Origin of the sequence: Leptospira langatensis (assembly GCF_004770615.1) — a bacterium.
In the GTDB taxonomy this organism is placed as follows: domain Bacteria; phylum Spirochaetota; class Leptospiria; order Leptospirales; family Leptospiraceae; genus Leptospira_B; species Leptospira_B langatensis.
Genome location: NZ_RQER01000005.1, coordinates 211135 through 223819 on the forward strand (window position 1 = coordinate 211135; position 12685 = coordinate 223819).

The window sequence follows — 12685 nt, forward strand, 5'->3', positions numbered from 1 at the left end:
TTAATTAATAAAACATTTCCAGATGCCGAAGAGCTTACTTCCCCTCAACAAATGGATCTCTCCCATCTCAGCCATCACTTTCTCGCTTTGCGTAGGTCGAAAGAATACGTAATCGTCCGGCTGTAGCCGAGTTGCCTTAGAGCCGTTTAGAATCCCTTGGTTCGTGCTCGCGCCGAATAAGGAATTATCCTGCAAACCCTTAGGGGATTCCTTCTTCGCGGAGTAGGCTCCTCCGTAAATGAAATAGGTCAACTCTTGGTTCGGATCCCAAAGGGGAAATAGAAAAGAAATAGACTCCAAGAACGGGATCTTTGTGCCTTCCAATCTTTTCAAAACCGGAGTCGCTATAAAAACTGCAGGAGTATGTTCTTCTAAGCTATCCACATCGAAGTCTGTGGGTTTTACCAGGGCCGAGCCTAAAGAGACATCGTTAACAACTCCAATGTGTTTTTGATAGAACTTATAGGTCTTACTCCCCCCTCCATTGAAAGTGAGATCGGATCCAAATAGTTCCGGATATTTACGTTTTCCTAATTCTATATGAGAGGAGTATCTCTGGAGAGATTCAACTAGGGATCCCTCCATCGCGGAGACCTTGTCTCCGAAGATCACCGGCACAGAGGCGACATGTGGCTCATAGCCCATGTATCCGGAGAATTGCAAACGATCCGGATTCTTATGGATGAGTTCCAATCCTTGCAGAGAAGCCTCCGGGTCCGCAAACCCTCCCCTATGAAGTCCTATATCGATCTCCAAATTAAGTCTTAGTTTTAGATCCTTCTTCTTTGCAAAATCCAAGTATTGCTCTATTCTAGAAGAAGTATCCGAAAGCCATTGTACTTTTTGAAAATTTTCTTTCTTGGTCTTGGAATAGATATCGGAGAGTGCCGCGACAGGCATCGGCTTTCCTAAAAGTATATCAAATTTTTGGAATTCAGGATCGCCTAGAAGCATGATCAGGTCTCCCGAATGAAAGACCATCAACCGTTTAGAGCCTGTTTCTCGGACGATATATCTCAGAAGATCGAGAGATGGAAGGGATTTTACCACTACCCTATACTGCAAAGGAGGTTGGATCTTTTCTTTTAAGACCTTTAAATTCGCATCCAATCGATCCAGATCTAATAGAACGATGGGTTTTCCGGGACCAGAAGATCTTAATTCCTGATTCAGTTTTTGAAAATAGTCGGAATATCCGGCTCCATTGTCCTTAGGTTTAGCTAAGAAGATCGCTATCACTGCGATCAACAATACCCAAAGGACTTTGTTTTTAGAACTTTCTTTACGCACTTATCCTCTCCAATGAATCCGGATATGGATCCTAAGACAATGCTCTATTCGGGCAAACGGAATTTCGGCAGGGAAAGATTAAATCTTACTGCGATGATCCGAGCGAGTATGACTGCAAATGCAGAAACTGCCGTATTGATCTCTACGTTGACTTCTAGTCTTTCCAAGAGAATATACAGGACCGCTCCCACAAGACAAGCGGTTGCATAGATCTCCTTTCTAAAGATCATAGGGACTTCGTTGATCAGAGTATCTCGGATCACTCCTCCGAATACGGCCGAGATCATCCCTAAGATTGCAGCCGCAAACGGATTCACTCCCGCTAGTAAAGAGATCCTCGTTCCGATCACCGTATAGATCCCTATTCCGATCGTATCGAATAGAAAAATACCGGTCTTCATTTTTAATAAGTATCTTGGGAACACGATGGTGATCACGAATCCAATGAAGATCGCCCAAAGCACATTGGAATCGGATACCCAAGAGACAGGATAATTCCCCAAGGTAATATCCCGTAGCGTCCCGCCTCCGATAGCGGTGATGAATCCAGTAAAGAATACGCTGAATGCGTCGTTATGATGGGTTTTCTTTTCTGCGGCAGCGAGTGCTCCGGATACTGCGAAGACTGTGACCCCCGCTAAATTGAAATAGTATGCCAGATCCAATTTCAGTGACCGTATTTGGCCTGCTTTTTCCTTCCCTTGTTCTTAAGAGAAGGACCGAGTAACGCATTCACTCCAGGCAAGAAGCTAGCGACCTTTGCCAAAAATCCACGAGATCCAGGGATCAATACTTCTAAAGGCTTTTTAGGGATTACTTTCTTAAAGATCACGTTCACTACGTCTTCCGTCTTGAGATAGCGATTCCCGGAAAAGGTCATGGATGCTTCTTCGTAATCTTTTTGTAGATCTAACATCGGGGTTTGGATCGCATCCGGACAGACCACGCTCACGAATACATTCTTTTCTCTTAATTCCTGGGCTACCGCGAGGGAGAATCCGCGAACCGCAAATTTAGAAGTAGAATACAATGAGATCCCAGGAATCGGAGCGACTCCCGCTAAAGATGCAATATTTATAATATGCCCGTCGCCTTGCGCCACCATTCTGACCGATGCCTCTCTGGTGCCGTACATCAACCCTTTCGCATTGATGTCCATATGGCGATCTATGTCCTTAGTAGTGACATTATAGATATATCCTGGAAGAAGATAGCCGGCCACATTCATCAGAATGTCCAGTCTCGCCCATTTCTTGTAAAGAAGGTCCATGCACTTCTTCCAATCGGAAGGAGAACTTACGTCCAGCTTGGAGAATGCTACTCTATCCTTATCCCATTTATGTTGTGAGATCAGGTTTTTCAGAGCCTTCTCATTGATATCCGTAAGAAAAAGACGATTTCCTTCCGTGTAAGCTCTCTCCGCCAGGCTCCTGCCCAATCCCCCGCTCGCGCCAGTGATAAAAATATTCATAAAAAAACTATAATATACTTCTTATTTAATGACTGGGGTCCCGAACTCCAGTTGCCCGAAGGAGAATGTGGGGCTCGTCCCCGGAAAAAGCCAGAACCCGCTCATCTCGGAAGAAGGCATAACGTTATAAAAATCAGGGTTCCTTTTGGAGACCCCGGCAATCTCCTTCTCCAAGACCATAGAAATGTACTGATCCAAACCGAGCTCCAGGGTGTTCCCGTTCAAGATGACTTCCATTCCGCTATTCTTTGCGTATTTACGGACTCCAGGGATCCTGGAATTCAGAGGATTGTAGCTATCCGCGCTCACTCCATTCTCGCTACTTACGAAAATCCCTTCCGGAGTATTTGCGACAAGGCTATGATTTCCATACGTATGTCCGGGAGTGCGGATCAGTGCAAGACCTCCCCCGAGTTCCGTGTCCGAATCCAATAGAACGATCCGGTCCATTGAGATCCCACCGGAACCGTTCGGACAGTACCAGTCGGATTGAGGAGGAAGAAGTCCTTGGATAGAATTCCATTCTTCTCTCATCACAAGCAACTTGGCATTTGGGAAATAACCCGGCTGTCCGTTCGCACCCAACCATTTGCGAAGATCTTGCGTGTGCAAATGATCGTACGAAATATAGTCCACTTGCTCGGGAGAGATTCCTACCTTCTTCAAACAATCTTCGACTGTATTGAGAGTCGGAGCCATGATCCTACGACCTAGATCCTGAAACGGCCCAAAGCTCTGGGACAGTCTCTTAAAAAAAGGTGTCTCCGCGTTTGCGTCCACATCCGACGGAGAGAATAGGAGGGTCTTGACCCCGTTTGAGCTCTTGTATTGGATGATGAAGAGGCGGTTGATAATATGCAGAAACGGTGTGGGAAGGGAAAAGGCATTCAAGAGCGCATACTTCGTAGGATAAGGCACCCGGACCAGATCAAAGGATTTGTAATATAGTATTTGAGGTCCGGAGAGAAATCTCTCTCGGAACCTTCTTGCCCTTCTTCTTACATCTTCCAGACGATCTACTGGAGCAGGAAGATCTCGGGATCCTATGAAATCCTGGATCGGTTTCAGGTCGGTAGCCTTCTTTACGGAAGTAGAAGCCTTTTTACTCTTAGAAGCGATCGTCTTTGCCATACTCATCCCCCACTAGATCGTTTTTTATAGAATGATCCGATCCGTTCGATCAGAAAGGTTTGTACAATGCGAGGTATGCGGAGAATGTACCTAATATAGGAAGTCCGTACCAAAGCACTTTTGCGAAGTTCGGTTTTTTGTAATATACGGTCAGAGCCCCGCCGAATACTAACCAAAGAACGATCTTAGCGATCACCCAACCAGGAAAGGCAGTCAAGATCCCGATACGGGCTAGCATCCCGAAACCGCCTAGGAGGATCAGTGTCATTCCTATGCCGTGAGCAAGAGCGATCAATTTTCTAGGAGCGTTTTCTTTCGTGCCCCCGCCTATAACATGAAGTGCCAAACCGCCGTACGCGGAGAATAAGAATAAGATTCCAAGTATATGGATCAGTTTATAAACCGGATAAGAAATCATAGGGGTTAGTTTCAGGATTTCCTAACCGGTTGGAAAGCGAAAAACGAAACTCTATTTCTCTAAAAGGTGTTGGACCCCGATCCAATTTCCTAGAGGAGGGGATTCAATATATTCTTGGCAACGCTTTCTATACAAGATCGCAACAATATCTTCCGGATATACTTTCAGAGCTTGTTCAAAATTGAGAAGGGCCTCTTTGAAATTTCCCACCTTGTATAGAATGATCCCTCTCGAAATGAGAGGAAGGGTTGCGTCCTTGAGTTTTCGGATATGCGGATCGTCGGATTCGTAGATCTCATAGATCACAATCGGTTGGCTTTTTCCTTTGACTACGACCGAATCCACTTCCCTCACGGCGAGCTCATCCGCGATCGTGAGACTGGAGAGAGTATTCTGAGTGACGAGTATATCTGCCTTGTACAAATTCGTTAAGCTCTCTAAGCGAGATGCCACATTCACTGTGTCCCCGATCACAGTCGTGTCCAATCTATGGGAGGATCCAACCGTTCCTAACATTAGATTTCCTGTATTGATCCCGATACCGATCCGGACCCCTTTGATATGACCGTGGCCTTCCTTGACTTCTTCCGTTAATTCCCTCACTCGCCTTCTCATCTCAATGGCAGCGAGAACGGCCCGGTCCGCAGCGGACTTCCCATCCCAAGTAGTATCTGAAGTAGCGGATTTTTCGGAGGAGAAGAGAGCGAGGATTGCGTCTCCCATGAACTTGTCCACAAAGCCCTCATACTTCTGGATGAGAGGCTCCATTCTTGCAAGATACCCGTTGATAAAGCGAAAGTTCTCTTCCGGAGTCATCTTCTCTGAAATAGTGGTGAAGGAACGAATATCCGTAAACAGAACGCTCATTTCTCTTAGCGCGGAGTCTCCCAGGTTCACGTCCACTGCGGAATCCTTTCCAAGCACGCTTAAGAATTGCATAGGAACGAATCGGAAGAATGCGTTCTTCTGTCTAGCCAATTCCAGTTTTTGATGACTGAGCTCTATATTCAGATCCTCGGATTGTCTATACAAAGCGATAAAACGATTCGCCAGGATCGTAGTTAAGGATATTACAAAAAGAAGATATGCAAATTGCATGAATCTGAATCCCAGTCGGAAGAACATGGAATCCAATAGATCGTAAACCGCCAAAAATACGATGATGAAGAGACTGATCGCCATCACGGAAGAATCCTTCTTCTTCAGATAGACTGCCTTTCCCATGAAGTACAACATATATACCAAGGAAGGAATGATGGAGATCTGCCATATCCTCAAGCTCGTGATCAAATACCGGAACGGCGCCAATAAGGAAAAGAAGAAGATCACAAAACTAAGACTAGAAATAGAAAGGATTGGCCATTTAGGAAGAGTAGACCCGTAAAAATAATCATGCAAGAATAGAAGGAAGAGAGGGGCCAAAAGTGCGACCGATCCATATTCCATTCTTGTGATCAAGCTAGTGTCCTGTACAAAATCAAAAATGATGGAGGACCGACTGAGGGAATAGATCGCCATGGAAATGGAGAAGACCCCGAAATACAGATTGTACTTATCCGCTCTTCTCTTGGAAAAGATAAGAAGATGGTAGAGACCGAAAAAGATATAGATCGTATTCAAGCTCAGGTTGATGAGCATTCCGATCTGTCTGGAAAAATCGTATTCTATTCCCAGAGTATAATCCCCGTTCACATAGAATCCCAGATCCAGATTCGTAGGAGTCAGGAAATTATCTTGTGAAAGAAGGATGCCCGGAGCGTCCCCAAGCAAATGGAAGACGAGAGTATTCTTCCCTTCTTGCAATAAACTAGAGTCTACTATGAGTTCTAGATCCCGAAAGGATCTTCTTTCCTTCATCTTTCCTTCCGGACTGAGATGGATCTCCCTGCGAAGAAGATGACCGTTCAGATAGATCTCCCAATTCTCCCCGATAAAACTTAAGAACAGTCGGATGGGACTTACAAATATGTCCTTCTTGGTCTCTTCAGTTAGCTCGAAAGAGGTCTGGACGGTGAACTCTTGCAACTTGTCGGAAACTGGGGTATTATAGAGTTGGTTTAGGACGATAGGGAATGTTTCGATCTTCAGAACGGAGGGACCGCTCTCATTAAAGCCCTGGATATATTCTTTTTGAAAACCTTGGATGGAATACCAATCCAATCTTTTTAAGTCTATGTCCTTCCATTTGGATAGGGATCCATTCTCTTGAGAGAAGAGGAGGTTCGGCAGAAGGACCAGAGATACGAATGCGAGTAGGAAGATTTTCCGAGCTGAAAGAGTTTTGTATATTTGCGCCATGCGTTATTCGTCTTTTTTTCGTTTTTTACGAAGAAAGAGATCTCTTTCCTTCGTATGAAAGCCCTTGGTTTTGAAAACATATAATCGAATTCGAGAGCAGTATATTTGATGTGAAAAACCTCGATAATTCAAGGTTTTTAGCGGTTTTTTTCCTTTTCTCTAAAACGATTTTGGATGAAACTATCCGTAGAGAAATCGGGAGGCGTTTATGTCCGACACATGGGAAGGAAAGAAGCTACCAGAGGTGAGCCTGGAAAGTTCAGATGGAAATACGGTGCATCTTCCTAAAGATTCTGCCGGTTCTTGGACATTATTATATTTCTATCCGAAAGACGATACTCCTGGTTGTACAAAGCAGGCTTGTTCGTACAGAGACAATCTAGACGAGTTCAAGAAAGCGGGAGCAAGAGTATTCGGGATCAGTTCCGACTCCCTGGATAGCCATAAGCAGTTTATCGGCAAATTCAATCTCAGCTTTCCCCTCTTATCCGATCCGAAACAAACTCTGAGCGGACCCTTAGGTGTGTACGGGGACCAAGAATGGCAGGGTCGAGTCTTCAAAGGACTGTCCAGAGACAGCTTTCTAGTCGGACCGGACGGCACCATTCGCAAGGTTTGGAGAAAAGTAGATCCTACCAGAACCGTAGCCGAGACCTTGGAGGCTATTTTGAAAGAGGCCGGTGCCTAAGGCGTGATCGTAAAATATTCCCTAGACACGTACAAACCTCATCAACATTTACTTCGGGTGGAAATGGAAGTCCATCCAGACAAACAGGAAACTCTTCTTTGCATTCCGAACTGGTCTCCCGGTTCGTATAAGATCCGAGATTATTCCAAGTCGATCCATAAACTGGATTTCGTGAGTCCCGGACCAGGCTGGACCTTAGAGCAGATCGAACTGGATACTTGGAAAATACATTCCAAGGGTGAAACATTCAAAATTTCTTATTTAGTATACGGATACGAACATACTGTCCGTACTAATTATTTCACGAGCGAATTGATACTGGTACATCCGCCTGCTACCTTTCTCTATCCCAAAGACAAACTCTATCTAGAGGTCGAAGTCTCCTGGAAGAATCTCGCTCCATTCCGTTATTGTCATACAGGATTAAAGAAGAAGGAAGGCTCCAAGAATACCTGGAAAGCCAAGAACTTCGACGAATTCTTTGATGCACCTCTCCTTCTCTCGAACGAGAAGGAGATCACCTTTTCTGTCCAAGGCTGTGCCTTCGATCTGGTTATTCTAGGGGACGTCCCTTCTGCCGATAAGAAGAAGATCGCAAAGGATCTGGAAACGATCATGAAAACGCAGATCACCCATATGGGAGGGACCGAAAACCGGTATTATCTGTTTATCCTAGACATGACTGAGAATCTGTACGGCGGATTGGAACACTTAAACTCCAGCGTCAATCAATACGATCCGAACGGTTTTCGTAGTCCGGAAAATTATAGAACTCTAATGGAGCTCCTTTCTCACGAGTACTTCCATCATTGGAATGTAAAGCGGATCCGTCCTATCGCATTAGGGCCCTTCGATTACCAAAAGCCGAATCTCACCAAGGAATTATGGATCGCAGAAGGGATCACAAGCTTCTTCGATGCCTATTTCCTTCTTCTTTGCGATATCTATACTCCCCAGCAGTATCTGAACAAGATCTGGAAGGATATTCTGGAGCTGGAAGAATCCGCCGGAGAATCCTGGATGAGCCTGGAAGATTCCAGTTTCACCGCTTGGACCAAATATTACAATCGCCCCTTCGATCCGAATTTTTCGAATACGGGTATCTCTTATTATACGAAAGGAGCTGTGCTCTCTATCGCAATGCATCTTTATATTCTTTCCGAAACCAAAGGAAAGAAGTCCTTATTCGATGTGATGCAGGCCTTAAACAAGCAATATCACCAAGAAAAGAAGAGAGGATTCACCAAGGCGGAGTTCTTCCAAGCCGCTAAGAAGGCCACTGGTTTGGATCTAAAATTAGAATTCGACGCCTATATCGGCGAGCCCAAACGGATCCCGATCGAAGCCTATTTACATCTCGCCGGGATCGAAAGAACTCCTTCTAAACCGAAACTGGAACCTGGCTTTAGAGTGAAGGAAGACAGAGGAAAACTGATCATAACCAAGATCCTACTAGGCAAATCCATCCAGGATACCGATATCAATGTGGGCGATGAATGGATCTCGATCGATGGAAGAAGGACCCTTCCGGAAACATATAAAGAATTACTAAACCAATATCAGCCAAAGAAAGGGGCGGAGATATTAATATCCAGACGAGGACAGATCCTAAAGAGGAAGATCAAGTTCGATTCTTCTCCTTCGAATTGCGAGCTTTGGATAGACGAGAAGGCAAAGCCGGAAGCTCTTGCGATCCGGGAAAAATTCCTACATTGGAATAAGGAAATTAAGGTCTCCGAGACAAACTCCAAGAATAGCAAACAGAAACAGGCGTCTCCAAAAAGATCTAGATCGAAGTAATCCCTCCGTCCACGGTCCAGTTTGCAGAGTTGATATAACCCGATTCCGGAGAAAGTAAAAAAGCAACGACCCTGGCGATCTCACTCGGATCTGCAATCTTCTTTACGGGAGTCATATCTATTATCTTTTTGCGATGGTCGTTTACTTGGTCTTCTTGGATGCCCATCGTAGTTTCCATATAACCGGGACTGATCGCATTCGCAGTAATCCCATTTTCTCCCCATTCCGCTCCGATAGATTTAGCAAAACCTACAATACCGTGCTTAGAAGAAGAGTAAGCAACAGATAACGCACTCCCTTGCACGGAAAGAGAAGAGGCAATATAGACCAAACGACCGTATTTTCTCTCTGCAAAGACGGGAAGCAAAGACTTGGTGATCTGAAATGCGGAACGAAGATTGATCGCAAAGATCCTTTCCCATTCATCAAGAGAGACTTCTGTGATCTTGTGATAGGGTCCGCCGTATCCTGCAGAATGCACGAAACCGTTCAGCGGCGACTCCTTGGGAGAAGGTCCCGAAAGAAATTCGGCCTTAAGCATTCCACATGCCTTATCCAATTCCGAGACGGAGGTCAGATCTATTTTATAATAAGTCTCATTCGGAAGAATAGACTTAGGAGGCAATACATCCCAGTTCAAGATTTTGTAATTCAGATCGCTTAGAAGGGAAACCAACGCCCTTCCGAGACCGCCACTTCCCCCGGTAAGTAATATAGTTCCGGGATTTTGCGGATTTTCTTTTGGGTTCATTACGTTACTGTTTCAGAGTTTTAGAAGAAGGAAAGCTTTCGGATTTCGGAATCGACAGCTCAGGGGCATGTGAATTCTCTGTTTGGTATGGAACATTCCTTCGAAAGGGTCAACCATATTCTGGAAGCCCTTCCCTATATCACAAAATACTCGGGCAAAACAGTGGTGATCAAGTACGGCGGAGCCGCAATGGCAAAGGCCGACTTAAAGGAATCGTTCGCGAAAGACATCGTACTCCTCAAATACGTAGGCATCCATCCAATCATCGTTCACGGAGGCGGACCCGAGATCAATAGCCTTCTGGATACACTAAAGATCCCGACAGAGTTCGTGCACGGGCATAGGGTCACGAACGCCGAGACCATGGACGTGGTAGAGATGGTCCTCACAGGAAAGGTCAATAAACAGATCGTTTCTATGATCAATACCCAAGGTGGAAACGCAGTGGGTCTCTCCGGCAAGGACGGAAATCTTGCAGTGGCTTCTAAGACCAAGATAGAAGTGGACGTCGAAGGAAAGTCCGGAGAGCTGATCGATGTGGGTCTCGTAGGTAAGATAGACAAGATAGATCCCACAGTCATTCTTTCCCTTCAAGAAAAAGGATTTATCCCGGTGATCTCTCCGGTGGCGGAATCCGCAAAGGGAGAATCCCTGAATATCAATGCGGACACATTCGCGGGAGAACTTGCAGGTGCCTTGAAGGCGGAAAAACTCATCCTTCTTACGGATACGAGCGGGATCCTGATCGATGGAAAACTTGTGACCGGCCTGAACAGAGCTTTAGTAAAGGATTATATCAAAAAAGGTGATATTACTGGAGGAATGATCCCTAAGGTGGAATGCTGCCTCACCGCAATCGACCAAGGAGTTCGCAGAACTCATATCATTGACGGAAGAGTCCCTCATTCTATTCTGATCGAGATCTTTACCGACCAAGGGATCGGTTCCTTGATCGAGTAAGTGGAAAATCAAGTAGATCCGAGAGAAGTTTCGAATCTCCTTGACAAGCTTTGGATTTAGATTTGAATAAACCCTCCGATTCTAAGATCATACAAAAACAGAAGAACCGCGACCCCAAATGAGTTTCAAACAGCTCTCTCTTGCACTGATTTCCGACATAACAGCTCGTATCAACTCTACGGACGACCTAGAAGAACTTCTTGGGATCATCATAGAGACAACCAAAGATGTCTTAAACACGGAAGGCTGTTCCCTACTTCTTTACGATAGAGAAGAAGATTGCCTAGTCTTTCAGGTGGCCAAGGGCGACAAGGGAGATTCTCTTACAGAGTTAAAAGTTCCTAGAGGAAAAGGGATCGCCGGAATGGTTCTCGAAACTTTGGAACCGGTGATCGTAAACGATGCAGCAAACGATCCTAGGATCTATAGAGATATAGACGACGCCGTCGGATTCACCACAAGAAACCTGATCTGTGTTCCCATGAAGGCGCAAGGCGAAATGCAGGGAGTCCTAGAAGCCGTCAATTCCATGGAAAGGCCGGAGTTCACGAGCAAGGATATTAAAATATTAGAATATCTTTCCGATCTAGCGGCAATCTCCATCAGGAACCGAAGATTGATCCGGGATCTGAAAGCAAGAGCGAGAGAACTGGACTGTCTCTTTCAGATCAGTCAGGCCATTTCGAATATCAGCGAATTAAACGAATTCTTAAATCTTACTGTGCATTCCATCTCCGACGTACTGGGAGCGGAAAGAGTTTCTTTGATCTTCCAGAATCCAAGGACCAAGGCCTTCGAGTTATCCAAGTCAGTCGGCTTCAATTTGGAAGAAGAGTCCCATCTAGTGGACGAGTCCAGAGGGATCCTGAACCAGATCCTTTCCGAGGGAAAGGCACTGCTCGTGCAGGGAGTGACCGATATCAGTCCTACCCTTCTCAACCCGAACCGATACAAGACCAAATCCTTTGTTTCAGTACCGATCCGACAAGATGGGACTATCATCGGGATATTAAACGCAGCAGATAAGAAGAGCGCAGACAGTTTCTCTCACCAGGACCTCTCCATTCTAAGCACGATCTCCAACCAGATCGCGGAAGCATACAATAGCCTTCTTGCAAAGAACCAAAAGGAGAAGTTAACCTCTATCCGAAGGGATATGCAGATCGCTTCTCAGATCCAGATCAACTCTCTTCCCAATATCCCGAAGAAGATGCATCTACTAGAGATAGAAACTTCCTATACCGCTTCCAAGGAGATCGGAGGAGATTTCTACGATCTGGTCTATCATAACCCGGACGAAGTAAGTATCCTGATTGCAGACGTTTCCGGCAAAGGGATCTCCGCAGCATTATTCATGGAGTTCTCCAAGACGATTATCGCGGGTGAGGTCGCGAGGAATTCTTCTACAAGCATCAGCCTTATGGGAGCAAACCGGATCATCCAAGAGAAGTCGGGATACTTCATGTTCGTGACAGTGATGCTAACCCGGATCAATATGCTCAAGAAGAGGATACGTTATTCTAGCGCCGGCCATAACGAGCAATTATTGTACAAGGCCAAGGACAAGAAAGTGATCCTTCTTTCCGGAAAGGGAATGCCTCTGGGGATCAAGGAATCCGAGATCGAAGAGCATGAGGTAGAATACCAACCGGGAGATCTACTCGTTCTTTATACGGACGGAGTGAGCGAGACCACAAACGAAGGCGGAGAAATGTATTCTTTAGAGAATCTCGCCAAACTCGTGGAACGCAACGGGGATATGCCGGTCGAAAACCTAAAGGATCTGATCCTGGATACCACTGATGCGTTCCGAGGAGAAGCGGATCCTCACGACGACTACACTCTAGTCTTAGTTCGACTCAATTAGAATATTCTAAA

Annotated in this window: 11 protein-coding genes; 4 read left to right on the plus strand and 7 right to left on the minus strand. The window is 45.5% G+C overall.

Annotated features, from left to right (window positions below):
• The 6 genes from EHO57_RS08935 to EHO57_RS08960 all read right to left on the minus strand — a co-directional run bounded on the left by EHO57_RS08935 (position 1) and on the right by EHO57_RS08960 (position 6572).
• Positions 1-1230: an alanine racemase gene (locus EHO57_RS08935; RefSeq protein WP_425460777.1), complete on the minus strand. Its 1230-nt coding sequence runs from the start codon at positions 1228-1230 to the stop codon at positions 1-3.
• A 104-nt stretch (positions 1231-1334) separates the two neighbouring features.
• Positions 1335-1955 (minus strand): trimeric intracellular cation channel family protein, encoded by a 621-nt coding sequence (locus EHO57_RS08940; RefSeq protein ID WP_135646706.1) that lies wholly within the window; start codon positions 1953-1955, stop codon positions 1335-1337.
• Between the two features lie 2 nt (positions 1956-1957).
• Positions 1958-2761: an SDR family oxidoreductase gene (locus tag EHO57_RS08945; protein WP_135646707.1), complete on the minus strand. Its 804-nt coding sequence runs from the start codon at positions 2759-2761 to the stop codon at positions 1958-1960.
• A 21-nt stretch (positions 2762-2782) separates the two neighbouring features.
• Positions 2783-3892 (minus strand): MBL fold metallo-hydrolase, encoded by a 1110-nt coding sequence (locus tag EHO57_RS08950; protein ID WP_135646708.1) that lies wholly within the window; start codon positions 3890-3892, stop codon positions 2783-2785.
• 49 nt (positions 3893-3941) lie between these two features.
• Positions 3942-4310, minus strand: coding sequence for a hypothetical protein (locus EHO57_RS08955; protein WP_135646709.1), 369 nt, complete (start codon positions 4308-4310; stop codon positions 3942-3944).
• A gap of 51 nt (positions 4311-4361) precedes the next feature.
• Positions 4362-6572, minus strand: coding sequence for an adenylate/guanylate cyclase domain-containing protein (locus EHO57_RS08960; protein ID WP_425460778.1), 2211 nt, complete (start codon positions 6570-6572; stop codon positions 4362-4364).
• A gap of 244 nt (positions 6573-6816) precedes the next feature.
• Between EHO57_RS08960 and EHO57_RS08965 the strand changes: the two genes are divergently transcribed.
• Together EHO57_RS08965 and EHO57_RS08970 are read left to right on the plus strand one after the other, a co-directional pair.
• Complete coding sequence (locus tag EHO57_RS08965; protein ID WP_135646711.1) at positions 6817-7296, plus strand: peroxiredoxin; 480 nt, start codon at positions 6817-6819, stop codon at positions 7294-7296.
• A gap of 3 nt (positions 7297-7299) precedes the next feature.
• Complete coding sequence (locus EHO57_RS08970) at positions 7300-9096, plus strand: M61 family metallopeptidase (RefSeq protein WP_135646712.1); 1797 nt, start codon at positions 7300-7302, stop codon at positions 9094-9096.
• Here EHO57_RS08970 and EHO57_RS08975 read toward each other — a convergent pair.
• Positions 9083-9847 carry an SDR family NAD(P)-dependent oxidoreductase gene (locus EHO57_RS08975; protein WP_135646713.1) on the minus strand — a complete coding sequence of 255 codons (765 nt, stop codon included), beginning with the start codon at positions 9845-9847 and terminating at the stop codon, positions 9083-9085. The genes EHO57_RS08970 and EHO57_RS08975 overlap by 14 nt on opposite strands.
• 87 nt (positions 9848-9934) lie before the next feature.
• Here EHO57_RS08975 and argB point away from each other — a divergent pair, with 87 nt between their 5' ends.
• Together argB and EHO57_RS08985 are read left to right on the plus strand one after the other, a co-directional pair.
• Complete coding sequence (argB, locus tag EHO57_RS08980) at positions 9935-10807, plus strand: acetylglutamate kinase (RefSeq protein WP_135646740.1); 873 nt, start codon at positions 9935-9937, stop codon at positions 10805-10807.
• Positions 10808-10925: 118 nt separating this feature from the next.
• Positions 10926-12674 (plus strand): GAF domain-containing SpoIIE family protein phosphatase, encoded by a 1749-nt coding sequence (locus EHO57_RS08985; protein ID WP_135646714.1) that lies wholly within the window; start codon positions 10926-10928, stop codon positions 12672-12674.
• Positions 12675-12685: the final 11 nt, after the last annotated feature.